Annotated in this window: 25 protein-coding genes; 10 read left to right on the top strand and 15 right to left on the bottom strand. The window is 67.7% G+C overall.

The window, feature by feature from the left end; genetic code table 11:
• A partial coding sequence (locus ABE485_RS28710; protein ID WP_346518654.1) for a hypothetical protein occupies nt 1-725 on the bottom strand: 725 nt, incomplete at its 3' end.
• Between the two features lie 427 nt (nt 726-1,152).
• Here ABE485_RS28710 and radA point away from each other — a divergent pair.
• From radA to ABE485_RS28695, 3 genes are all read left to right on the top strand, one after another.
• Nucleotides 1,153-2,514 carry a DNA repair protein RadA gene (gene radA / locus ABE485_RS28705; protein ID WP_346518653.1) on the top strand — a complete coding sequence of 454 codons (1,362 nt, stop codon included), beginning with the start codon at nt 1,153-1,155 and terminating at the stop codon, nt 2,512-2,514.
• A gap of 126 nt (nt 2,515-2,640) precedes the next feature.
• On the top strand, nt 2,641-3,420 hold the full coding sequence (locus ABE485_RS28700) for a sulfite exporter TauE/SafE family protein (RefSeq protein ID WP_346518652.1): 780 nt from the start codon (nt 2,641-2,643) through the stop codon (nt 3,418-3,420).
• A gap of 212 nt (nt 3,421-3,632) precedes the next feature.
• The gene (locus ABE485_RS28695; protein ID WP_346518651.1) at nt 3,633-3,857 is read left to right on the top strand and encodes a hypothetical protein; all 225 of its coding nucleotides are present in this window, start codon (nt 3,633-3,635) and stop codon (nt 3,855-3,857) included.
• A 164-nt stretch (nt 3,858-4,021) separates the two neighbouring features.
• Here ABE485_RS28695 and ABE485_RS28690 read toward each other — a convergent pair whose 3' ends face one another.
• From ABE485_RS28690 to ABE485_RS28680, 3 genes are all read right to left on the bottom strand, one after another.
• Nucleotides 4,022-4,978 (bottom strand): 2-hydroxyacid dehydrogenase, encoded by a 957-nt coding sequence (locus ABE485_RS28690; RefSeq protein WP_346518650.1) that lies wholly within the window; start codon nt 4,976-4,978, stop codon nt 4,022-4,024.
• An 89-nt stretch (nt 4,979-5,067) separates the two neighbouring features.
• Nucleotides 5,068-6,039, bottom strand: coding sequence for a Bug family tripartite tricarboxylate transporter substrate binding protein (locus ABE485_RS28685; protein WP_346518649.1), 972 nt, complete (start codon nt 6,037-6,039; stop codon nt 5,068-5,070).
• A gap of 74 nt (nt 6,040-6,113) precedes the next feature.
• Nucleotides 6,114-7,115, bottom strand: a complete 1,002-nt coding sequence (locus ABE485_RS28680; RefSeq protein ID WP_346518648.1) for a Bug family tripartite tricarboxylate transporter substrate binding protein — start codon at nt 7,113-7,115, stop codon at nt 6,114-6,116.
• Nucleotides 7,116-7,349: 234 nt separating this feature from the next.
• On the opposite strand from ABE485_RS28680, the gene ABE485_RS28675 reads away from it, so the two are divergent.
• The 5 genes from ABE485_RS28675 to garL all read left to right on the top strand — a co-directional run bounded on the left by ABE485_RS28675 (nt 7,350) and on the right by garL (nt 11,421).
• Nucleotides 7,350-8,279, top strand: coding sequence for a dihydrodipicolinate synthase family protein (locus ABE485_RS28675; protein WP_346518647.1), 930 nt, complete (start codon nt 7,350-7,352; stop codon nt 8,277-8,279).
• 150 nt (nt 8,280-8,429) lie between these two features.
• Nucleotides 8,430-9,185, top strand: a complete 756-nt coding sequence (locus ABE485_RS28670; RefSeq protein ID WP_346518656.1) for a FadR/GntR family transcriptional regulator — start codon at nt 8,430-8,432, stop codon at nt 9,183-9,185.
• Nucleotides 9,186-9,235: 50 nt separating this feature from the next.
• Entirely contained in the window at nt 9,236-10,348 is a 1,113-nt protein-coding gene (locus ABE485_RS28665) for an Ldh family oxidoreductase (RefSeq protein ID WP_346518646.1), read from the top strand.
• Between the two features lie 30 nt (nt 10,349-10,378).
• Entirely contained in the window at nt 10,379-10,591 is a 213-nt protein-coding gene (locus tag ABE485_RS31270; RefSeq protein WP_430795475.1) for a hypothetical protein, read from the top strand.
• A gap of 62 nt (nt 10,592-10,653) precedes the next feature.
• Nucleotides 10,654-11,421, top strand: coding sequence for a 2-dehydro-3-deoxyglucarate aldolase (gene garL / locus ABE485_RS28655; RefSeq protein ID WP_346518645.1), 768 nt, complete (start codon nt 10,654-10,656; stop codon nt 11,419-11,421).
• 63 nt (nt 11,422-11,484) lie between these two features.
• On the opposite strand, the gene lysA is transcribed toward garL, so the two are convergent.
• Nucleotides 11,485-12,714 carry a diaminopimelate decarboxylase gene (lysA, locus tag ABE485_RS28650; protein WP_346518644.1) on the bottom strand — a complete coding sequence of 410 codons (1,230 nt, stop codon included), beginning with the start codon at nt 12,712-12,714 and terminating at the stop codon, nt 11,485-11,487.
• Between the two features lie 112 nt (nt 12,715-12,826).
• Here lysA and ABE485_RS28645 point away from each other — a divergent pair, with 112 nt between their 5' ends.
• Nucleotides 12,827-13,741, top strand: coding sequence for a LysR family transcriptional regulator (locus tag ABE485_RS28645; protein WP_346518643.1), 915 nt, complete (start codon nt 12,827-12,829; stop codon nt 13,739-13,741).
• A gap of 153 nt (nt 13,742-13,894) precedes the next feature.
• On the opposite strand, the gene rpsT is transcribed toward ABE485_RS28645, so the two are convergent.
• From rpsT to ABE485_RS28595, 10 genes are all read right to left on the bottom strand, one after another.
• The gene (gene rpsT, locus ABE485_RS28640; RefSeq protein WP_006396042.1) at nt 13,895-14,158 is read right to left on the bottom strand and encodes a 30S ribosomal protein S20; all 264 of its coding nucleotides are present in this window, start codon (nt 14,156-14,158) and stop codon (nt 13,895-13,897) included.
• Between the two features lie 334 nt (nt 14,159-14,492).
• Nucleotides 14,493-15,449, bottom strand: coding sequence for a FecR domain-containing protein (locus ABE485_RS28635; protein WP_346518655.1), 957 nt, complete (start codon nt 15,447-15,449; stop codon nt 14,493-14,495).
• Between the two features lie 194 nt (nt 15,450-15,643).
• On the bottom strand, nt 15,644-17,203 hold the full coding sequence (gene murJ, locus ABE485_RS28630; protein ID WP_346518642.1) for a murein biosynthesis integral membrane protein MurJ: 1,560 nt from the start codon (nt 17,201-17,203) through the stop codon (nt 15,644-15,646).
• 111 nt (nt 17,204-17,314) lie between these two features.
• Nucleotides 17,315-18,073, bottom strand: a complete 759-nt coding sequence (locus tag ABE485_RS28625) for a 3-hydroxyacyl-CoA dehydrogenase (protein ID WP_346518641.1) — start codon at nt 18,071-18,073, stop codon at nt 17,315-17,317.
• 134 nt (nt 18,074-18,207) lie between these two features.
• Nucleotides 18,208-18,864, bottom strand: coding sequence for an adenylate kinase (gene adk, locus ABE485_RS28620; RefSeq protein ID WP_346518640.1), 657 nt, complete (start codon nt 18,862-18,864; stop codon nt 18,208-18,210).
• 91 nt (nt 18,865-18,955) lie between these two features.
• The gene (gene kdsB, locus ABE485_RS28615) at nt 18,956-19,720 is read right to left on the bottom strand and encodes a 3-deoxy-manno-octulosonate cytidylyltransferase (protein WP_346518639.1); all 765 of its coding nucleotides are present in this window, start codon (nt 19,718-19,720) and stop codon (nt 18,956-18,958) included.
• A 10-nt stretch (nt 19,721-19,730) separates the two neighbouring features.
• Nucleotides 19,731-19,913, bottom strand: a complete 183-nt coding sequence (locus tag ABE485_RS28610) for a Trm112 family protein (protein ID WP_346518638.1) — start codon at nt 19,911-19,913, stop codon at nt 19,731-19,733.
• An 89-nt stretch (nt 19,914-20,002) separates the two neighbouring features.
• Nucleotides 20,003-21,046 (bottom strand): tetraacyldisaccharide 4'-kinase, encoded by a 1,044-nt coding sequence (lpxK, locus tag ABE485_RS28605; RefSeq protein ID WP_346518637.1) that lies wholly within the window; start codon nt 21,044-21,046, stop codon nt 20,003-20,005.
• Nucleotides 21,043-21,456 (bottom strand): ExbD/TolR family protein, encoded by a 414-nt coding sequence (locus tag ABE485_RS28600; RefSeq protein ID WP_008168005.1) that lies wholly within the window; start codon nt 21,454-21,456, stop codon nt 21,043-21,045. Before ABE485_RS28600 ends, lpxK begins: the two co-directional genes overlap by 4 nt.
• The gene (locus tag ABE485_RS28595; RefSeq protein WP_346518636.1) at nt 21,453-22,076 is read right to left on the bottom strand and encodes a MotA/TolQ/ExbB proton channel family protein; all 624 of its coding nucleotides are present in this window, start codon (nt 22,074-22,076) and stop codon (nt 21,453-21,455) included. The genes ABE485_RS28600 and ABE485_RS28595 overlap by 4 nt, the downstream gene beginning before the upstream one ends.
• A 350-nt stretch (nt 22,077-22,426) precedes the next feature.
• Here ABE485_RS28595 and xseA point away from each other — a divergent pair.
• The coding region (gene xseA / locus ABE485_RS28590) for an exodeoxyribonuclease VII large subunit (protein ID WP_346518635.1) at nt 22,427-23,559 on the top strand (1,133 nt) is incomplete at its 3' end.

Genomic DNA, 23,559 nt, shown 5'->3' with positions numbered 1-23,559 from the left:
CATGCGGCGTGCGCAAGCGGCGTGCGCAGGCGACGCGCGAGGACGCGCGAGGACACGCGGGCAGGGCGGCCGGCCCGCGGGCCGGCCAGCCAACAGGCCGGATTCTGCCGGGCCAGGTCCTGCAGGTCGTCCGGCAGGGTCAGGTCGGGCGCGCCTCGCTGCAACTCGCGCAGCGCCTGAACGGCCTCTTCTTCGCGGTCGTTCACGATCAGGTTGCGGATCTGCGCCACGCGGGCCTCGATGTCCTGTTCGGTGAACGCCACGACGGCTTGCGCCTGCTCGGGTTCCGCCTGGGCGGCCTCTTGCGTGGCGGCTTCAGGCGCGGCTTCGGTGGATGCCTGGGCGGCGGGTTCCGGATTTGCCGCGGGCTCCGGCTGGAGCGCGACCACGCGCCGCATCGCGGCGGCCGGCTGCGCTTCCGTCGCGACGGCTTGCTGGACAGGAGGCGTGTCCGCGCCCGCCACGGCTTCCGGGGGCGGGATCAATTGCGCGCTCAGGTCCGGGAGATCGGCGGCTTCCCGCGTGTCGGTCCAGGCGAACAGGCCCGCGACCATCACGGCGCATGCCAGGGCGCCCCAACCGGGGTGCCAGCTATGGCCAGGGTGCCATCTGCGGCGCACGGCCGCGTCCAGTTCGGGATTGGCGCCGGGGCCGGGCTTGCGATACAGGGCGCGCAGATCCCGCTCATCGTCTTCGTCAAAAGGGGGGCGATAGGTAATGCTCATGCGCGTACTCCTCGCGCATACGCCGGGTGGTTCGACGTATCCGCGTCTGACCTCTGCGTGCGCCGCGCCGGTGGTCCGGCGATCTCGTCGTGGCTCGGGTCTAGTTCCGGTTTAGGCGGCCTGGTGAAAGGCCGCGGGGTGATTGCGCCGCGATTCTCCACGCTGCGCGCCTTGCTGGCGTTGGGCGTGAAGTATGCCGTCCTGGACTGGGCGGTTCGACAATGCGCTGCACTTCCCGATTATGCGCGATTTGTCCGGATCCGGCAGGAAATTTCTTGTGATTGCATCATGTAACTACGCGATGTCCCTTTTTATGAAAGGAGAATGACAGATTCGCGCACCGTGCACGAGCGCAAGGGGCCGAATGCGTGCGCGCGATGACCGCGCACGCGCACTGCGGCGTCGGGTTGCCGGTACACTTTCGCGCATGGCCAAATCCCGAACCGTATACGTGTGCGCCGACTGCGGCGGCACCACCCCGAAGTGGCAGGGCAAATGCCCGCATTGCAACGCCTGGAACACGCTTGAAGAAACGGTGGAGTCCTCCGCGGCGGCCGCTTCGTCGCATCGTTATGCGCCGCTCGCGTCCTCCAGCCCCGTGCGCAGCCTGTCCGAAATCGAAGCCCGCGAAACGCCGCGCCAGCCCACCGGCCTGGAAGAATTCGACCGCGTGCTCGGCGGCGGCCTGGTGGCCGGCGCCGTGGTGCTGATCGGCGGCGATCCGGGCATCGGCAAGTCGACGCTGCTGCTGCAGGCGCTGGCTTCGCTTTCCGAAACCACCAACGTGCTGTATGTCACTGGCGAGGAATCCGCGGAACAAGTGGCGCTGCGTGCGCGCCGGCTCGGCCTGCAGACGGGCAACGTCAATCTGCTGGCTGAAATCCGCCTGGAGGCCATCCAGGCCGCGGTTTCCGAGCAAAAGCCCACCGTCGCGGTCATCGATTCCATCCAGACGCTCTACAGCGGCGAACTCAGCGCCGCGCCGGGCTCGGTGTCGCAGGTGCGCGAGTGCGCGGCTCAGCTCACGCGCCTGGCCAAGCAGACCGGCATCGCCATCGTCATGATCGGCCACGTCACCAAGGATGGGGCGCTGGCCGGCCCGCGCGTGCTTGAGCACATCGTGGACACGGTGCTGTACTTCGAAGGCGACACGCATTCGTCGTTCCGGCTGGTGCGCGCCTTCAAGAACCGCTTCGGCGCCGTCAACGAGCTTGGCGTCTTCGCCATGACCGACCGCGGCCTGCGCGGCGTGGCCAATCCGTCCGCGCTGTTCCTGTCGCAGCATGAACAGCAGGTCGCGGGCTCTTGCGTGATGGCCACGCAAGAGGGCACGCGTCCGTTGCTGGTCGAGATCCAGGCGCTGGTGGACAGTTCGCACGCGCCCAATCCGCGACGCCTGACGGTGGGCCTGGAAGGCAACCGCCTGGCCATGCTGCTGGCGGTGCTGCACCGGCATGCGGGCGTGTCCACCTTTGACCAGGACGTCTTCGTCAATGCCGTGGGGGGCGTGCGCATCACGGAACCCGCGGCGGACCTGCCGGTGCTGCTGGCCATCATGTCATCGCTGCGCGACCGCCCCTTGCCGCGCGGCCTCATCGCGTTCGGCGAAGTCGGCCTGGCCGGCGAGATCCGCCCCGCGCCGCGCGGCCAGGAACGCCTGCGCGAAGCCGCCAAGCTGGGGTTCTCGATCGCGCTGATCCCCAAGGCCAATGCGCCGCGCCAGCCCATCGAGGGCCTGGAGATCTGGGCCGTGGACCGGCTGGACGGCGCGCTCGACAAGCTGCGCTGACCGCTTGCGGCGCCGGTCCCGCCGTTGCGGCTCCCGCTTTTCCAGGACCGATCACCGGCGTACCATGCCTGCCTTTCAACGACTGATCGCCCCGGCCCAGGCTGGCGGGGCCTGCTGGAGCAAGACGTGAGTCTGTTTGTTATCGCCGCATGCCTGGCCGCCGGCGGCCTGATCGGCTTCATGGGCGGCGTGCTGGGCATCGGGGGCGGGCTGATCGCCATTCCCGCCCTGGTGCTCCTGATGGGAATGTCGCAGCAGCTTGCGCAGGGCACGGCGCTCATCATGGTCCTGCCGACCATCATGATGGCCGTGCGCAAGTACAACCAGCAGACGCGCATCGACAAGCGCGTGGCCCTGGCGGGCGCGGCGGGGGCCGTGGTGTTCACGTGGGTGGGCGCGCGGATGGCGCTGGGCATCGATTCCGGCGTCCTGCGCCGCAGCTTCGCGATGTTCCTGTTTTTCATCGCGCTGTTCTACGTGTGGCAGACGTGGCGCGCATCCCGTCCCGCCGTCCGGCGCGCGCAGGCGCCCAAGCGCGAAGCGCCCGCCTTCACGCCGCGCCGCGCCAGCGTGCTGGGCATCCTGTGCGGCACGCTCGGCGGCTTCTTCGGCGTGGGCGGCGCGGTGCTGGCCGTGCCCATCATCACCTCTGTCTTCCGGTTGCCGCAGACCACTGCGCAGGCGCTTGCGCTCAGCATGGTGATTCCGGGGTCCACCATCGCGCTGATTACCTACACCTGGGCCGGGCAGGCCAACTGGATGGTCGGCGCGCCGCTCGCCATCGGCAGCCTGGTGTTCGTGCCCATCGGCGTAAGGCTTGCGTACCGCCTGCCTGAACGCAAGCTGAGAGCCTCTTTCGCCGCCATGCTGTTCGCCACCGTCGCGCTGCTGGTGTTCGAAAGTTGAGCCGCTGCTGACAGTCGGCTGACGCGCGCAAGGCGTCGCGGCAGCGCTTGCATGCGCGGCACATTTCTCCAACTGTTAGCGGCAGAAAATTTATGGTTCCGCGTTGAACCTTCTGAACGGGCGGGCTTCAAACGGGGTACGGGCCCAGCGGCGATGTTGCCGCCCCGTATCGGCAAAAGGCCTTTGGCCTTCACCATTCAGGAGTTCACGAAATGACGACTCACTCCCGCATTGCAGCGTTTCTTTCCACCTCGGCCCTGTGCCTCGGCCTTGCCGCGGCGCCCGCGGCGTTCGCAGCCGGCGCCACCAAGTCCGGTGAAACCAAGACCCAGGCGCAGCACAAGCATCACAAATCCGACAAGACCTCCGCCAAGCATGCGGCGGACAAGTCGGGGTCCAAGATGGACAAGTCCGGCGCCACGACGCCGGCCAAGTAATCGCGACGGGCGGCGACGCCCAAGTTCCTTTGCGCGAAGAAGACTGCCGGATCACGCGGGGGCCGGAAAGTCGAAAGCCTCTCGGTATGGGCGCCGAGAGGCTTTTTTATTGCCGCCTTGCGGCCATGCGCGGCCGCGGATGAACCGGCGTTGCGATCCCGGCGTTACTCCACCGGCGTGATCACGCGGCCGGTCTCGAAGAACGACTGCAGGTTTTCCAGCATCATGTTTTCCATGGCAAGGCGCGTTTCCTCGGTGGCGCTGCCGATGTGCGGCAGCAGCACGGCCTTGTCGCTCTTGATCAGGGCCTCGGGCACCTTGGGCTCGTGCTCGAACACGTCCAGCGCGGCGCAGCCCAGCTTGCCGGTTTCCAGCGCGGCGACCAGCGCGGTCTCGTCGATGACGGGACCGCGCGCGATGTTGACGATGATGCCCTTGGGCCCCAGGGCTTCAAGCACGTCGCGGTTCACCAGGTGGCGCGTGCTGGGGCCGCCGACCGTGGCCACGATGAGGAAGTCTGCCCACTTGGCCAGATCCGTCAGCGAGGCTTCGTAGCCATAGGCGATGTCGTCGCGCTTCCTGCGGTTGTGATAGCGCACTTCCATGTCGAAGCCCGTGCCGCGTTTGGCGATGGCTTCGCCGATGCGCCCCAGCCCCACGATGCCCAGCTTCTTGCCGCTGACGCGCAGGCCCAGCGGAATGCTGCCGTGCACCTGGCCCCACTGGCCGGCGCGCACGAAGCGTTCGCCTTGTCCCATGCGGCGTGCGCCGGCGATCAGGAGCCCCCAGGCCAGGTCCGCGACGCAATCCGTCAGCACGTCCGGCGTATTGCTGACCAGCACGCCGCGCTGGCGCGCGGCCTCGACGTCGATCGTTTCGTAGCCCACGCCCCAGCTGCAGATGGCCTTCAGGTCCGGCAGCGCGTTGATCAGTTCAGCGTTGGCCCCGAAGTTGGCGGACGTGACGACTGCGGTGACGCCCTTGCCGTGCTCGGCCAGCGCGGCCTTGCGGTCCGGGTACTTCCACAGTTCGATGACGTCGTAGCCGTCGGCAAGGCGCTGGTTGGCGGAAGGAGAGCCGGCCAGCGAGCCGACCTGGATGATGCGTTGCTTGGTGGTCATGTTGTCGTACGGTTGGGTGGCGAAGGCTTCATGCTACTTGATCCAGGCTTCAAGGAAAGGGATGCCCGAGGCCGGGCATCCCCGTTCGCTTATTCAAGCTGGATGTTCGCTTTCTGAATGACGTCCTTCCAGCGCTTGACCTCGGCCTGCTGGAACGCGGTGAACTGTTCCGGCGTGTTGGCCACCACTTCAAAGCCCAGGCCCTGCAGCGTCTTTTCGGTCTGCGGATCGCGCAGGGCGGTCCGCAAGGCCTTGGCCAACTGGTCCACGATGGCGGGCGGCGTGCCCTTGGGCACGGCAAAGCCCTGCCACGAATACACCACCATGTCCTTGATGCCGGCTTCGGCCAGCGTGGGCACGTCCGGCAGGTCCGGCGCGCGCGCGTCGCCGGTGATGGCCAGCGCCTTGAGCTTGCCCGCCTTGATGTGGTTCTGCACCGCGCCCAGGTTCTGGAAGGACACGTTGACCTGTCCGCCGATCAGGTCGGCGATCGCGGCGCCGCCGCCCTTGTACGGAACGTCCACGCCGGTGCTCTGCGTGCGCTGGCGGAACAGCACCGCCGACAGGTGGTCGGAGGAACCCGTGCCCGACGACGCATACGAAACCCTGCCGGGATTCTTCTTGGCGTAGTCGACCAGTTCGGCGACGGTGCTGGCGGGGAACGAGGTGGCCGCGACCAGCACGTTGGGATTGCGGACGGCCTGCGTCAGGTACGCGAAATCCTTGCTGGGGTTGTACGCCAGGTTCTTGTACAGGGCCTCGTTGATGGCGAAGGTGCCGATGGAGCCGACCATCATGGTGTAGCCGTCGGGCGTGGAGCGGGCCAGCGCCTGCGCGCCGATCGCGCTGTTGGCGCCGGGCTTGTTCTCGACCACGAAGGTCTGCCCCAGGATCTTGGACAGCCCCGGCGTGACCGAGCGCGCGGTGATGTCGGACGACCCGCCCGGCACGAAGGGAACGATCATGGTGACGGGCTTTTCGGGGTAACCGGCGGCCTGCGCCGCCGGCGCCCCAAGCACGACGGCGCCCGCCGCGAAAACGGCGCTGATCAGTTTGTTCATGGTGTCTCCTGGTTCGCGTGATGATGAAGAGCCCGCCGCTCACGCGTTGCGGACGGGCCCGGATCAACGCCGGGTCAGTCGACCTTGGCGCCGGATTTCTTCACAACGTCGGCCCACTTGACGGTTTCCTGGGCCATGAACTGCTTGAACTGGGCGGGGGTGTTGCCGGACGGCGTGGCGCCCTGCGCCTGCAGCTGGGCGCGCACCGGCTCCTGCTGCAGCGCGGCCGCGACGTCGCGCTGGATCTTCTGGACGACGTCCGGGGGCGTGCCGGCCGGGGCTAGCAGGCCGAACCAGCTGGACGCCTCGTAGCCCTGGACGCCGGCCTCGGCCAGCGTCGGCACGTCGGGCAGGGCGGGCGAGCGGCTGGCGGTGGTCACGGCCAGGGGGCGCAGCTTGCCGCCCTTGATGAAGCCCATGGACGAGGGGAGGTTGTCGAAGATCAGGTCGGCGGAGCCGGCCATCACGTCGGTCAGCGCCGGGCTGCTGCCCTTGTAGGGCACGTGAGTCATGCGCGTGCCCGTCATGGTCTGGAACAGTTCGCCCGAAAGATGCGTGGACGTGCCGTTGCCGGTGGACGCCATGTTGACGCTGCCGGGGTTGGCCTTCAGGTACTTGATCAGGTCCGCCACCGTGCGGATGCCGTGCTTGTCGGCGAAGGCCGGATTCAGTTCCAGGATGTTCGGCACGGGAATCACCAGCGTGACCGGCACGAAGTCCTTGACGGGGTCGTAGGGCAGCTTTGCGTACACGGACTGATTGATGGCGTGCGTGCTGACCGTGCCCATCAGCAGGGTGTAGCCGTCGGCCGTGGCGCGCGCGGCTTCCGCCGTGCCCACGTTGCCGCCGGCGCCGGCCTTGTTGTCCACCACCACCGATTTTTTCCAGCTCTTGCCCAGTTCGGCCGCCACCACGCGGGCGGCGATGTCGGCGGTGCCGCCGGCCGGGAAGGGCACGATGATCTTGACGTCGCGATCGGGATAGTCCGCCATTGCCGGCGCGGCCGGCAGGATGAAGGCGGTGGCCGTCAGCAGGGCGGCCGCGATGAACCGGCCTCGCACAGGGGCTGCATGCATGGAATTCGTCTCCTCGGTGTGCGCGTGGCCGCGCATCGTTTGTGGGGGTATTCCGCTTCCGGCGCGCCGGGAGCCTTGACGCCGCATGGCGCCCCGGGCGCCATGCGTATGTGCTGCCGATCTACTTGTAAAACGAATATAGGTATTGAGCTATTACTTGTCAACCAAGTATACTTTTTTGACCGTACTTATCTGACAACCGCAACACTGACACCCGCAGCCAGGAGCCCGCCCATGAAAACCACCCCGGTCACCGCCCAGGACCTGCAGCGTTCGGTCATCGCCGTGCCGCCCCTGGCCCGCAATGCCGACCTGTCCCTGAACGAAGCCGCCAACAAGGCGCTGCTCGGACACCTGGAGGCGGGCGGCGTGCGCAACGTCATGTACGGCGGCAACGCCAATTTCTACAATGTCGGCGTGAGCGAATACGCGCGCATCGTGGACATGCTGGCCGGACTGGCCGGCGCTGACACGTGGATCTTGCCGTCCGTGGGTCCCGACTACGGAAAGATGATGGACCAGGCCGCGATCCTGCGGTCGCGTCCCTTCCCGACGGCGATGCTGCTGCCCATGTCCTTTCCGTACACCGACGCCGGCCTGGCCGACGGCGTGCGCCGCTTCTCGGACGCGCTGGGCAAACCGGCGGTGGTCTATATCAAGTCGGCCGATTACCTTGCGCCCGAGACCGCGGCGCGCCTGATCGAAGAAGGCCGCATCGCCGCCTTCAAGTACGCGGTCGTGCGCGACGATCCCGCCCAGGACGCCTATCTGTCGGCGCTGCTGCGGGCCGTGGATTCGCGCTGGATCGTCAGCGGCATCGGCGAACGCCCCGCCATCGTCCATTACCGCGACTTCGGCCTGAAGAGCTTCACGTCGGGTTCGGTCTGCGTGGCGCCGCGCGGCTCCATGCGCCTGCTGCACCTGCTGCGCGACGGCCGCTACGACGAAGCGCAAGCCGTGCGCGAACACTATCTGGGCCTGGAAGACTGCCGCGACGGCATCAGTCCCATCCGCGTGCTGCACGATGCGGTGACGCTGGCGGGCGTGGCCGACATGGGGCCGATGCTGCCGCTGCTGACGGGCATCTCCAGCGCCGAGCGCGAGCGCGTCGCTCCCGTGGCTCGCGCGCTGGCAGCCTGGGACCGCGAATCCGCCACGGCATGAGCGTGCGCGGCGCACGGGCGCCGCGCTGCCTTCGCTGCGCAATGACGGTACGATGAGCGCTGTCCGCGCATCGGCCGCAGCGTCTCGGGGCCTGTCCCGCCGCGTGGACAGGCCCTATTTCCAGGAGGTTACGTGGCCCGACCCAAAGCATTGCCCCAGACCGCGCCGCAAGCGCCCGCCGAGCCGGACGTGCCCGGCGCGCTGGTGCTCGAGCGCGGACACCGGGTGCGGCTGGCGGATCAGCTTTACGGACAGATCTTCGAACAGATCGTGTCCGGCGCGCTCAACGTCGGCGACAAGCTGCCGTCCGAAAACGAGATATCCGAACGCTCCGGCGTATCGCGGCCCGTCGTGCGCGAGGCGCTGCTGCGCCTGCGCGCCGATGGCCTCATCACCGCGCACCAGGGGCTGGGCACTTTCGTCAGCCATCAGCCGGCGCCGCGCCTGAAGACCTTCAACGACGTGCAGAACGTCAGCGCCTATCTGCGGGCGCAAGAAGTCCGGGTGGCCCTCGAGGGCGACGCCGCGCGGCTGGCGGCCTTGCGCCGCACCGACGAGCAGCTCGCCAGGATCGCCGATGCGCACGCGGCCTTCGCCGACACCCTGGCGCGCGGACAAGTGTCCGCCGAGGCGGATCTGGCGTTCCACGCCAGCATCGCCGAGGCCAGCGGCAACGACTTCTACCTGGGCGTGCTGGAAAGCATCCACGAATCCATCAGCGGCTTCATGCGCCTCACGCTGAACCTGACGCGCACGGGCTCGCGGCAGCGCGCGCAGCGCGTCGTGGACGAGCATGCCACCATCCTGGACGCCATCCGCGAACAGGACGGCGAACGCGCCCGTGTCGCCATGCAATTTCATCTGGGCCAGGCCCGGCACCGGCTGGTGGACCGCGACCGCGACTGACGCCTGTTCCCGGCACGGCAACACAAATCAAGGACAACAGGAGAGAGACAGTGCAAGGGAATGGAATAAGCGCCGCGGCCGTGCCGGTGGAGCAGGTGCGCGAACAGATTCTGCAGGTGCTGATGGCCTGGGGCATGGCCGAGGACCTGGCGCACACGACGGCGGGCCTGATGGCGCGCACCGATCTGCTGGGCATCGATTCGCACGGCATTTCCATGCTGCCCACCTACGAGGAAAAGTGGCGCGCGGGGTCGCTGCGGCTCGACGCGCGCGCCCGGATCGTGCGCGACGGCGGCGCCAGCGCGCTGATCGACGGCATGGGCGGCCTGGGCTACCCGGTCGCCGCGCTGGCCATGAACTTGGCGGTGGACAAGGCCCTGGAACATGGCGTGGGCGCGGTGTCGGTCTGCAACTCGCATCATTTCGGCGCGGCAGGCGTGTATGCGCGCATCGCGGTGGAGCGCGGCGTGGTCGGGCTGGTCACCAGCAGCGCCAATGGCGTCATCATGGTGCCCACGCGCGGCGCCATGCCCATGCTGGGCACCAATCCCATCGCCTTCGGCGCGCCCGCCGCGTACAACGAGCCTTTCCTGTTCGACATGGCGACGACCACCGTCGCGGCCAACAAGGTCAAGGTCTATGACTTCCTGGGCAAGCCGCTGCCGCCGGGGTGGGCGGTGGACGGGCAGGGCGCTGCGGTCACGGATGCCGATGCCGCCATGCAGTACATCTTCAAGCGGCCGGAAGGCGGCCTGACGCCGCTGGGCGGCACGCCCGCCATGAGCAGCCACAAGGGCTACGGGCTGGCGATGATGGCGCAGATCCTCGGCGGCACGCTCAGCGGCAGCGCCTTTGCCGCCCGGCGCGCGCCAACGCGCCGCCCCGGCGAGCCCGACGACGTCGGACACTTTTTCCTGGCCCTGAACCCGGATGCGTTCCGCGCGGCCGGTTCGTTCGAGTCCGACATGGACGACATGATCGACGCCCTGCACGATACGCCGCCGGCCAATCCGGATGAACCGGTGCTGGTGGCGGGCGAGCCCGAGTCCGCGGAGCGCGCGCGCCGGCTGCGCGAAGGCATCCCCATCCCCGCGGCCCTGGCCGAGCGCCTGCGCGGCATCTGCGAGCGCGCCGGCACGCCGTACCTGCTGGACCCGGCCTGATCCATCCCGCGAACGCGCAGAGGACAAGAGATGAGCAATTCCGACAAGCGCAAAGCCCGAGGACCTGCGCAGCCACCGCTGGTACGGCGTCAGGCGCCTGCGGTCATTTCGCCGCCGCGCTTCGAGCGCGGCTACGGCGTGCTGCATCTCCAGCATATCGGCCAGGCGGACGCCGGCTGCAATTTCGATTTTCTTCAGAGCGAGACGCGCGCCGAAGCCGCGGGCAAGCCTGAAATCCACTGACTGGCGTGCCGGTCGCGGCGTCGGCCGGCACTATTTCTGTTTTCTCTGACATGAAGGCGGCAATGAACTCACCTCTTCCCAACCGTTTCCGGCAACGCATCCTGGCCCGCGAACGGCTCATCGGATTCTGGATGTGCATGTCCAGTCACATTACCGCCGAGCTTGTCGGGCTTGCGGATTTCGATTGGCTGCTCCTGGACGGCGAGCATTCGCCCAATGAAGTGCCGATGTTCCTGCAGCAGCTTCAGGCCCTGCAGGGAAGCGCCAGCGCCGCCGTGGGCCGGCCGTCGTGGAACGACCCGGTCCAGATCAAGCGCCTGCTGGATATCGGCTTCTACAACCTGCTGATCCCCTTCATCGAATCCGAAGAGGACGCGCGCCGCGCGGTGGCCGCCACGCGCTATCCGCCGCAAGGCATGCGGGGCGTGGCGGGAGCCCAGCGCAGCAACCGCTACGGCACGGTGCCGGACTACCTGCAGACGATCAACGACAACATCTGCGTGCTGCTTCAGATCGAAAGCCGGCCTGGGATCGAGGCCGTGGACGAGATCGCGTCCGTCGAGGGCGTGGATGGCGTGTTCATCGGCCCGTCGGACCTGGCCGCGGCCCTGGGCCACATCGGCAACCCCAACCACCCCGAGGTGCAGGAAACCATCCGCCACCTGCATCAGCGCGTGTCGGCGCAGGGCAAGGCGGTGGGCATCCTGGCGCCCGTGCATGCCGATGCGCGTCGTTACCTGGACATGGGCATGCATTTCGTGGCGGTGGGCACCGACCTGGGGGTGTTCAAGCAGGCGACGTTTGCGCTGCGGGAAGCGTTCCCAACCTGACCCTTCGCGCGTCAGGCGCATCACGTGTCTGACGCGGGCTGACCTCGATGCTTCAGCAGCCCCTCAATCCTCCAGCGCCAGCAATTCCCCAATAGTCTGCCGCCGCCGGATCAGGCGCGCCTCGCCCTTGTCCAGCAAGACTTCCGGCGCGAGCGGCCGGCTGTTGTAGTTCGAGGACATCGACGAGCCGTAGGCGCCGGCGTTATGCAGCACCAGGAAGTCGCCGATGCGCGGTTGCGGCAGCAACTGGTCGGACATCACGCCGCCTTCGTTCTGGGTGAAGACGTCGCCCGACTCGCACAGCGGACCGGCCACCGCGATGCGCGTCTGCGCGCCCTGCGGATCGCTGCCGTCCGGCGCATGCACCGAGATCCGGTGATAGCTGCCGTACATGGCCGGGCGCATCAGGTCGTTGAAGCCGGCGTCGACCAACGCAAAGTCGCGTTCGGGACGACGGTTGATCGAGTGCACTTCCGACACCAGCACGCCGGACTCGGCGACCAGGAAGCGGCCCGGCTCGATCTCCAGGCGGATCTCGTGGCTCAGGAGCGCGGCGATGCGCTTGCGGGCCGCGTCCCATTGTTCGAAGTAGTGGTCGCAGTCGATGCGCGGCTCGCCGTCGCGGTAGGGAATGGACAGGCCGCCGCCCGCCGAGATGGCTTCGATGTCGTGGTCCAGGGACTTCACGACGTCCACCATGGCGTCGCACACGCTGGACAGGTGGCCGTAGTCGACGCCGGAACCGATGTGCATGTGGATGCCCACCAGCTTGAGTCCGTGGCGGCGCACGATGGCAACGGCTTCGGCCACGTCGTCGATCCAGATGCCGTGCTTGCTTTGCGGGCCGCCGGTGTTGGTCTTGTTGCTGTGCCCGTGGCCGAAGCCCGGATTGATGCGCAGCCAGACGCGATGGCCCGGCGACGCCTGGCCGACGCGCGCCAGCATGTCCAGCGACCCGGCATTGACCGTGATGCCGTGCTTGAGCACCGTGGCGAGCGTGGCGTGGTCGATCAGATCCGCGGTGAAGACAATGCCTTCGGGTTCGCTGCGCGGCTGGAAGCCGGCGGCCAGGCTGCGTTCGATCTCGCCCAGCGACACCGCATCGACGACCACGCCTTCCGAGCGCATGAGGCGCAGGATGTGCAGGTTGGAGCACGCCTTCTGGGCGTAGCGGATCGTGTCGAAGCGGCGCAGTTGCGCGATGCGGTCGCGGATGACGGCGGCGTCGTACACCCAGAGCGGCGTGCCGTGCTGGGCGGCGAGTTGGGTGAGCTGGCGCGGATCGAAGGCCATGGCGTGTTGAACCTTGTTGGAATGAAGCAAAGCCGGGATGATGCCCGAGCGCGGCCATCCAGTAAAATGCTTAGATGTCCAGGATCGATTCATTTCTGATATGGGGTGCGCGATGCTGACCCATCGCCACATCGAAGTCTTCCGCGCCGTCATGATCGCCGGCAGCGTGACCAAGGCGGCCGACCTGCTCAGCACGTCCCAGCCCACCGTGAGCCGCGAACTTGCCCGCATGGAGCAGGCCATCGGCTTCGCGCTGTTCGAGCGCGTCGCGGGCCGCCTGCGGCCCACCATGCCGGCGCTGGCGCTGTTCGAAGAGGTTCGGCAGTCCTATGCCGGCCTGGAGCGCGTGGCGTCCGCCGCCGCCCGTCTGCGGGCATTCCGCGAGGGGCAGTTGTCGGTGATCGCCTTGCCGGCGTTTTCCCATTCCATCCTGCCGGACGCCTTCCAGCGCTTTCACGGCCGCCATCCCGGCGTCAGCCTGTCGGTGGAAACGCAGGAATCGCCGATGCTGGAAGAGTGGCTGACGGCGCAGCGCTATGACCTGGGCCTGACGGAACACGACGCGGCCCCGGCCGGCACCCGGGTCGAGCTGCTGCTGCAGGTGGACGAAGTCTGCGTGCTGCCGGACGGCCATCCGCTGCTGGCCCAGGCTGCCATCGGCCTGGCCGATTTTGAAGGGCAGGCCTTCGTCAGCCTGTCCGCCAGCGATCCCTACCGCATCCAGATCGACGAGGCATTCGCCGAGGCGGGCGTGCTGCGGCGATCCATCGTGGAGACGCCCACGGCCGTGTCCGTGTGCACCTTCGTGCGTCAGGGGTTGGGGCTGGCGATCGTCAATCCGCTGACCGCGCTGGATTTCGCCGGGCGTGGACTGCACATCCGGCCGTTGACCCAGTCGTTCCCGTTTCGCGTCAACGTGGTGTTTCCCGAGCACCGGCCAGGCAATCCGCTGGTGGGCGCGTTCATGGCGTCGCTGCGCGACGCCGGTCGCGCCATCGAGGACCGGCTTGTGGCAGGTCAGGGGTAGGCGCAGTAGCCGGGGTTTGAGGCGCAGGGTTTGAGGCGCTGCGTCGGCGGATTTCAGGCAACAAATTTCAGGCAACAAAAAAGGATGCCCAAGGGCATCCTTCTTCATTTGCCGTTTTCGTGACGCCCCGAAAAGCAGGGGCGACAGAATGGCTTAGGCCAGCGCCTTGATGGCGGCAGCCAGGCGGCTCTTGTGGCGAGCAGCCTTGTTCTTGTGGATGATGTTCTTGTCAGCCACGCGATCGATCACGCTCGAGGCCTTCTGGAACACTTCGCCAGCCGCAGCCTTGTCGCCAGCGGCGATGGATTGGCGAACGCGCTTGATGGCGGTGCGCAGCATCGAGCGCAGGCTGGAATTGTGCTTGTTGCGCTCAACGGATTGGCGAGCGCGCTTGCGGGCTTGGGCGGTATTGGCCATGTTGCTATGTAAGTTGAATTCGGCAAAGTCGAACATTGTAGCAAGTCCCTTTGGGATTGCAAGCTTTTAATGTTGCTTCGACCGATGGGGCGCCCGTCAACCGGGCGGGGGGCGCTGAGGGGAATGACTTCCGGGCTGGAGAACCCTTGCGGCTGATCCTCAATAAAGCCTGGAGGAACATCCGCGGCGCCTACTGGTAAATACTGGGTAAATACTGAATAAAAATGCTGTGCTTGACGCAGTGCTTGTACTGCTTAAGAAACACTGGATAAAAACACCGTACCCATTATACAACGGAAGCGCCCGCCCACGACATGGTCTGGCGACTTCGTTGTCAGGCAGCGACGTTGATCGAAACGAACCACGGGGTAAACCGGCGCACCTGGATGGGCATCTGGTCGCGCAGGCTGTCGAGCGCGGCGTCGGTGTCGTCCAGCGGAAAGTGTCCGGACACGGGCAGGCCGCCGGCGGCCATCGATACGCGCAGGGTGCCGCTGCGATAGGGCCGCAATGCGGCGACCACCTCGGCCAGGGGGCGGCCGCGGGCCTCGACCCAGCCGGACTCCCAGGCGGCCTCGGCCATCAGTTCGGCCCGGGGCGTATCCATGCGGGCATTGTCGAAACGTGCGCCGGTGCCGGCGCGGATGGTGCCGTGCGCGCCAGACATGGTTTCGACTTCGACTTCGTGTTCGTGCACCACGACGACGGTGCGCTGGGCCTGCTGGCGCACCATGTAGCGCGTGCCCAGGGCCCGCACCGTGCCTTGGGCCGTCTGCACCAGGAACGGGCGGCGCGCGTCGGGCGCGACCGACACCGTGACCGCCCCATCCAGCAATCGCACCTGGCGATAGGCCGGCGTGAAGTCCAGGTTGACGCGGCTGCGCGCGTCCAGCAGCAACTGGCTGCCGTCGGACAGCACGTAGCGGCGGCGTTCGCCGGTGGCGGTGGCCGCGTCGGCCGCCACGTTGTTCAGCGGATAGAACGCATTGCCGACGTAGGCGGCGAAAGCGCCCGTACCGACGAGCGCGAGCGAGCCGGCCAGGAAACGGCGGCGCGGCGGCACGATGGCCGGCGGAGGAGGGATCAAGGGCTGAGCCGCGGCGGCGTCGCCGGTGGCGTAAGCGTCACCGAGCCGGCCGAACGTCGACCCCGCCAGCGTGCCTGTCAACTGCTGCCAGGCGTTTTCATGGACGGGGTCGGCCGCGCGCCAAGCCAGGAAGTCGTTGTAGTCTTGCGCGGTCGCCTTGCCAGATCGCAGCAGCAACAGCCAATTGATCACCTGGTCCGCCATGGGTTGTCCTTGGGCGTACTTCACTTCATGTTCCCGCTGGCATGGGCTGGCGGGGGTCCTCTCAATGGCAATTCTTAAATAATAAGGGTTTTTTACCAAAGATTACGGCTCGGTTGTCAATTCTTGACGAATTTCATGCAAAAAGCCGGCGTTTGGCCGGCTTTTGGATGGGAATGTAGCCCGTAAAGCTGAAATTACCGCTTTGGACGTCGCCCGAAGTCCCTGGGGCGAAAGCCAAACAGTAACAACATTCCGAAGTACACCACGCCGCTCGCCGCCAGCACGGCGCCCAGCAGGGCGGCCCGCTGGCCGGCATGCGCCTGCAGCCCCAGCCAGTCGATCCGTGCGTCGGCGAACCAGAGCAGGGCGGCCAGGCCGGCAAGCGCGGGCAACAGACGCAGGATGAACGAGCCCCAGCCGGCTGCGGGCTGGTAGACACCCCGGCGCCGCAGGCCGACCAGCAGCGCTAGCGCATTCAGGCAGGCGCCCAGTCCGATGGCCAGGGCGAGCCCCGCATGCGCCATCAGCGGCACCAGCACCAGGTTCAGAAGCTGCGTCAGCACCAGCACGGCGATCGCGATCTTCACGGGCGTGCGGATGTCCTGCTTGGCGTAGAAGCCGGGAGCCAGGATCTTCACCGCCAGCAGGCCGATCAGGCCGGCGGAATACGAGATGACGGCAAGCCGGGTCTGCAGGACGTCCTGGGCGGCGAAGGCGCCGTAGTGAAAGAGGGTGGCGACCAGACCGTCGGACAGCAGCGCCATGCCGACCGCGGCCGGCAGGCCCAGCAGCAGCACCAGGCGCAGGCCCCAGTCCAGCAGCGCGCTGTAGCCGCCGTGGTCGTCGCGCGCATGCGCCGCGGACAGGCTGGGCAGCAGCACCGTGCCCAGGGCCACGCCCAGCAGCGCCGTGGGGAATTCCATCAGGCGGTCGGCGAACGACAGCCAGGTCACGCTGCCAGGGGTCAGCCAGGTGGCGATATTGGTGTTGATCAGCAGGGAGATCTGCGCCACGGACACGCCCAGCGTGGCCGGCGCCATCTGCTTGAGGATGCGCTGCACGGTGGGATCGGCCCACGCCTGCCGAAAACGCAGGGAAAAGCGCGGCGTCAGGCCCAGTCGCGCCAGGGCGATCCACTGCACCGCGAGCTGCGCCACGCCGCCGATCATCACGCCGATGGCTAGCGCGTACACCGGCACATCCATGCGCGGCGCCAGCCAGATGCAGGCGGCGATCATCGACAGGTTGAGCAGGACCGGCGTGAAGGCAGGCACCGCAAAGCGCCGCCAGGTATTCAGCACCCCGGACGCGAAGGCGATCAGGGACATGCAGAGGATGTAGGGGAACATCATCCGCGTCATCCAGACCGCCGCGCCGAATTCGGTGTCGCGGGCCGCTCCGCGCAGGCCGCTGGCCATGGCGGACACCACCCAGGGCGCCGCCACGATGCCGATCAGCGTCACCGCCATCAGCGCCGCGGTCAGCAGCAGGGCCACGCGGTCCAGCAGCGTGCGGACTTCTTCTTCGGAGCGGTTGTTGCGCGCGGCGCCCAGGATGGGGACGAACGCCTGCGCGAACGCGCCCTCGGCGAACAGGCGGCGCAGCAGATTGGGGATGCGGAAGGCAACCCAGAAGGCGTCGGTGAGGGGGCCGGCGCCAAATGCGCGGGCCACCAGGATGTCGCGGATCAGGCCGGAAATGCGGGACAGCAGGGTGAAGCTGCTGACCGTGGCCGCCGAACGGAACAGGCTCATGGATGGACTACTGGAAAAAATACGGGGGGCCGGCCGGATGCGACTGCGTGCGGAGGAATGCCGCCAGACAAACCATGCAGACCCGCCTGGCGGGTCTGCATTTGTACTACATCACTTGGGGGGCATGCGGATGGCGCCATCCAGGCGGATGGTCTCGCCATTGAGCATGTCGTTCGTGATGATGCTCTGGACCAGCTTGGCGTAGTCTTCCGGGCGGCCCAGGCGGGCGGGGAAGGGGATGCTGGCGGCCAGGGAGTCCTGCACTTCTTGCGGCATGCCAAAGATCATGGGCGTGCCGAAGATGCCCGGGGCGATGGTCATGCAGCGGATGCCGGTCTTGGCCAGATCGCGCGCGATGGGCAGCGTCATGCCCGCGACGCCGGCCTTGGACGCCGCGTACGCGGCCTGGCCGATCTGGCCGTCGAAGGCGGCAACGGAAGCCGTGTTGATCATCACGCCGCGTTCGCCGGTGGGCTCGGGGGTGTTGGCGCTCATGGCCTCGGCGGCCAGGCGCATCATGTTGAAGCTGCCGATCAGGTTGATCGACACGACCTTCTGGAACAGGTCCAGCGGGTGCGCGCCGTTCTTGCCGACGATCTTCGCGGCGGGCGCGACGCCCGCGCAGTTGACCAGGCCGAAGAGCGAGCCGAGCTCCAGGGCGGCGGCCACGACGTTCTTGCCGTCGGCTTCCTGCGTTACGTCGCAATGCACGTAGCGCTGGCCCAGTTCCTTGGCCAGGGCTTCGCCCGGGGCATCCTGCAGGTCGGCGATGACGACCTTGGCGCCGTTTTCGACCAGCATGCGGACGGTGCCCGCGCCCAGGCCGGATGCGCCGCCGGTAACGATGAATACCTTGTTCGCGATTTCCATGTATCTACCACCAGATCAGTTCAAGGGAAGGAAGTCGGCGCGGCAGGCGCCGGATATGACAAGGCCTTCGGGCCGGGGGCGGGACGCCTTGCGTCCGGCCGGCGCCGAAGGCCTGCGGGCCATCGAGGCGCCGATCAGCTCTTGACGGCCTCGAACAGGCGCGACTTGATTTCGTCGACGGCGCCCACGCCCGAGATCTTGCGGTACTTCGGCGCCGCGGCGGCGTCCTGCTGTGCCCAGGCCGAGTAGTAGTCGACCAGGGGACGGGTCTGTTCGCGGTAGACGGACAGGCGATGGCGCACGGTGTCCTCGCGGTCGTCGTCGCGCTGGATCAGGTCTTCGCCAGTGACGTCGTCTTTGCCTTCGGTCTTGGGCGGGTTGAAGCGCACGTGGTAGCTGCGGCCGCTGGGCTGGTGCACGCGACGGCCGCTCATGCGTTCGATGATGTCTTCTTCGGGGACGGCGATTTCCACGACGTAGTCCAGCTTGACGCCGGCGCTCTTGAGCGCGTCGGCTTGCGGGATGGTGCGCGGGAAGCCGTCGAACAGGTAGCCGTTGGCGCAGTCCGGCTGCGTCAGGCGGTCCTGAACCAGGCCGATGATGATCTCGTCGGAGACCAGGCCGCCGGCGTCCATGACCTTCTTGGCTTCAATACCCAGCGGGGTGCCCGCCTTGACCGCCGCGCGCAGCATGTCGCCGGTGGAGATCTGGGGAATGCCGAAGTGCTGCGTTAGAAACGCGGCCTGGGTGCCTTTGCCGGCGCCGGGGGGTCCGAGCAAGATGAGACGCATGAGTGCTCCTGAAGGGGTTTATTTTTTGTGATCCGGGGGATTATGCCGCAACGCAGCAGCCAATGCGGGGCTGCGCCATGGGAAATAACCCTTATATCGGTTTGCTGTAGATCAACCGGACGCGTTCCAGGTCCGCCGGCGTATCGACGCCCGCGGCAGGAGGCGTGGACGCCCGGTGTACGACGATAGTGTGGCCATGTTCCATGGCGCGCAGCTGCTCCAGCGATTCGAACCGTTCCAGCACGCCTTGCGGCAGGGTCGGGTAGCGGCGCAGGAACGAGACGCGGTAGGCGTACAGGCCGATGTGGTGCCAGGCGGGCAGGCCGTCGGCCAGCACGCGTTCCCCGCCGGCCAGCGCATCGCGGGCCCACGGGATGGGCGCGCGCGAGAAGTACAGCGCGCGGTCGTCGGCGGCGCAGACCACCTTTACGACATTGGGGTTGAACAGCGCCTGGGCATCGGCGAGCGGGCTGGCGCAGGTGGCGATGTCGGCCTGCGGGCAGGCCTTGAGCTTGGCCGCCACGGCATCGATGAGTTCGGGTTCGATCAGGGGTTCGTCGCCCTGGACGTTCACCACGATGGCGTCATCGGGAAGGCCCAGCTGTTCGACCGCTTCCGCCAGCCGGTCGGTGCCGGTGGGGTGGTCGGCGCGGGTCATCAGGGCGTGCAGGCCGTGCGCCTGGACGGCCTGCTGGACCCGCACGTCGTCGGTGGCGACGTACAGCTGCGAGGCGCCGGACAGGGCGGCCCGGTCGGCGGTGCGCACGACCATGGGCTTGCCGGCGATGTCGGCCAGCGGCTTGTCGGGCAGGCGGGTCGAGGCGGTGCGCGCCGGGATGATGGCGATGAAGCTCACGATGCGGCGATCAGCGGGGGGCGGCCGCGTCGTCGAGCACGCGGGCTTCCGACTCCAGCATGACGGGAATGCCGTCGCGCAGCGGGAACGCCAGGCGGTCGGCGCGGCAGACCAGTTCGGCCTGTTGCCGGTCGTGTTCGAGGCGGCCCTTGCACAAGGGGCAGACGAGGATGTCGAGAAGGCGGGATTCCATGACCGGAATTCTAAAACAGTTTTGCGGCGCCGCCGCGCCGGCCCGCCACGCAAAAAATTCCTGTGGTCTCCCGCGCCGGCGGGGCGCAACTAGGCGCGGGCGGGGCGCCTGGCGCGCAGGGTCTGCGCCAGCCAGTCGAACAGGCCGGGATCCGAAAAGGCGGCCCGCACCGGCACTTCCCAGAGGCGCGCATCGTTCAGCGCGCCGCATTTGATGGCGTCCTTGGAGGTGACCAGGATGGCGTCGGCCGCCATGTCCTGGAATGGCGAGGCGGCGTAGTCGTAGTGGTCGGGCAGGGCGAGCGTGTCCGCCAGTGTGATGCCGGCGGTCCGCAGGGTCGCGAAAAAGCGCTCCGGATTGCCGATGCCCGCAGCGGCCGCGATGCGCGGCTGCCCGGCAAACGCCGAAAGGGGACGGGTCGCGTGCGATCCGATCTGCCGGACTTCGCCTGGCTCAAGCCACATGCGCACTTGGCGCGGGGCGCCGTCGCCGCGGGTTCCGGGGTCGCTGCTCGGTGTGCCGATATTGGTGATCACCGCATCGACTTCGCCCAGCCGGCTGGCCGGTTCGCGCAGGGGGCCGGCGGGCAGGAGGCGGCCGTTGCCGATGCCGCGCTGGTCCTGCACCACGATCTCCACATCCCGGGCCAGCGCCAGATGCTGCAGTCCGTCGTCCGACACGATCACGTCGACCTGGGGGTGGGCCTGCAGCAGGGCCTGTACGGCGAGGGGACGCTTGGGGTGAATGGCCACGGGCGCGCCGGTGGCGCGCGCGATCAGCGCCGGCTCGTCTCCGAAGCGCGCCGCTTCCAGGTCGCCCAGTCCCACGCGGGCATGCGGGCCGACCTTGACGCCATAGCCTCGGCTGACCACGCCGGGGGTGTAGCCGCGTGCCCGCAGGCCTTCGACGGTGGCGATCACCATGGGCGTTTTGCCGGTCCCGCCGACGTAGATGTTGCCGACCACGACGACGGGAACGGGCGCCCGGTAGGGGGATCGGACGCCGCTGGCGTAGCGCGCGCGCTTGCGCGCCACCACGCGCGCGGTCAGCGCGGACAGGGGCAGCAACGCGTTGGAGAGCCAGCCGCCGTGCTGCCATTGGCGAGCCAGCAGCGATGCGCGTTTCGAGGTCACCGGGTGGTCTGGGCGGCGAAATTGACGCGGCCGATGCCTGCCAGGCGGGCGGCTTCCATGATGTTGATCACGGACTGGTGCGTGGCTTGGGCGTCGGCATTAATGACGACCAGCGGCTCGGTCTTGCCCGCCGCGGCCTGGCGCAGCGCGTCGGCGATCTCGGGCGGGGTCGAGACGTCGATCAGGGTGCCGTTGAGCGCATAGCGTCCGTCCTGGCTGACGGCGACTTCCAGGGCGGGCGGCGTGTCCTGTTCCGAGGATGCCTGCGGCAGCGTCACCTTCAGCTGGGTGAAACGCGCGAACGAGGTGGTCGCCGCCAGGAAGATCAGGATGACCAGCAGGACGTCGATGAGCGGGATCAGGTTGATGTCGAGCTCGTCGCGGTCGCCCCGGGATCCGCGGAAATTCATGGGCGTGCCTCGCGCGCGGCGCGGGCCGGCGAGACGGCGCGGATCAGGCGGGAGGCGGCTTGCTCCATGGCGCTGAGGTAGCCGTCGACGCGGCCGCGCAGGTAGCGGTGCGCGATCATGGCGGGGATGGCGATGAGGATGCCGAAGCCGGTGTTGTACAGCGCCATCGAGATGCCGCGCGCCAGCTGAGCGGGGTCGCCGCCGCCGGGCGTGTAGGAACCGAAGATTTCGATCATGCCCACCACCGTGCCGAACAGGCCCATGAGCGGCGCGACGACCGCGATGGTGCCGATGGCCGAGATGTAGCGGCTGAGGTCATGCGCGACCGCGCGGCCGGCGTCCTCGACGACGCTGCGCAGTTCTTCGCGAGGCAGGTGGCGGTGACGCATCACCTCGGCCAATACCCGGCCCAGAGGCGAGTTGCGCTCCAGGCGATGGATGGATTCAGGGGTGTCCTGGTGGTTGCGGAGCATTTCGGTGACCTGCTCGTTCAGGCCGCGCGGCAGCACCAGGTTTCGGCGCAGGGACAGGAAGCGCTCGAAGATCAGCGCCAAGCCCAGCACGGATGTCGCCAGCAGGGGCCAGATCGGCCAGCCGGCCTCGCGCAAGATAGAAAGCAAAGCGGTCAACTCCTGAGGCGCCAGGGGCGCCGGACGGCGCGCGCAGGCAACTGAACAAGCCGAAACTGTAACGGCGCGCCGCGCTTGTGGCAAGGCGGGGTGACCCCCAATCTATCCACAGAAACTGTGGATAATTCTGTGCAAAACTCCGCCAGAAGGCTTATGGGCACAGGGCTTGCGCTTGTTTGCTTCAAATTCGCGCACTCCTTCTTGCTTTAAAAACGCATAAAAATCAATGGGTTGCACCGAATTTGCTTGCTATCTGGGCAGCGGCTGCAAATTCCTGTGAACGCGGTATCATTGCGGCCCGCTATGCATGCCCTGTGGACAGGTTCGCATCGGAAAGCCCCATGACAATTGAATTCCAGGTCACAAACAACGCATTCACGCGGGATATCCTTACAGTTGCCCAGCTGAACCAAGCGGTGGGGCAGTTGTTGGAGCGCAGCATCCCGGCACTGTGGGTTCGCGGCGAGATTTCCAACTTCACGCAGGCGGCTTCCGGGCATTGGTACTTCACGCTCAAGGACAGCCGGGCCTCGGTGCGGGCCGTCATGTTCCGCAGCCGCGCCAGCGCGGTGGGTTTCGTTCCCCGGGCAGGCGATCAGGTCGAGATCCGGGCGCGGGTGTCCCTGTACGAGCCGCGCGGCGACTACCAACTGCAGGCTGACGCCATGCGGCGGGCAGGACTAGGCAATCTGTACGAGGCCTTCCTGCGCCTGAAGGAGCAGTTGGCTTCCGAGGGGCTGTTCGATCCCGCCCGCAAGCGCGAGCCGGTCCGCCTGCCTCGGGCCATTGGCGTCATCACCTCCCTGCATGCTGCCGCGCTGCGCGACGTGCTTTCCGCGCTGGCGCGCCGCGCGCCTCAAGTGCCCGTCATCATCTACCCGGCGCCGGTGCAGGGCGCGGATGCCGCCGCCAGGCTGGCGGCGCAGGTGCGCGCGGCCAATGAGCGTGCCGAGGTCGATACGCTACTGCTGGTGCGCGGCGGCGGCAGCATCGAAGATCTCTGGAGCTTCAACGACGAAGACCTGGCGCGCCAGGTGGCGGTCAGCGAGATTCCCGTCATCAGCGGCGTGGGGCACGAAACCGACTTCACCATCGTGGACTTCGTGTCCGACCTGCGGGCGCCGACGCCGACGGCCGCGGCCGAGCTGGCCTGCGCCCCGCGTTCCGAATTGCTGGGGCAGGTCATGCAGGCTGCACAGTCCATGGCGCGCGGCCAGCAGCGCCGGCTGGAGCGGGCCGCGCAGCGCCTGGACCGGGCGGCCGCGCAACTGGTGTCTCCGGCGCAGCGCCTGGAACACCAGCGCGAAAGGCTGAACAGCCTGCGGTTCCGGCTGGCGTCGGCCTGGACTGCGCCGCAGGGCCGGCGTGCCGCCCGCGTCAATCTGCTTGCGCAGCGGCTGACGCACCGCGTTCCCGACACGGGCCGCGCCGCCGACCGCCTGGCCGGCGCCGCGCGCCAGCTGGGCCAGGCGCA

Origin of the sequence: Achromobacter spanius, from assembly GCF_039673305.1 — a bacterium.
In the GTDB taxonomy this organism is placed as follows: domain Bacteria; phylum Pseudomonadota; class Gammaproteobacteria; order Burkholderiales; family Burkholderiaceae_B; genus Achromobacter; species Achromobacter spanius_F.
This window is presented reverse-complemented; position numbering and strand designations above follow the sequence as displayed.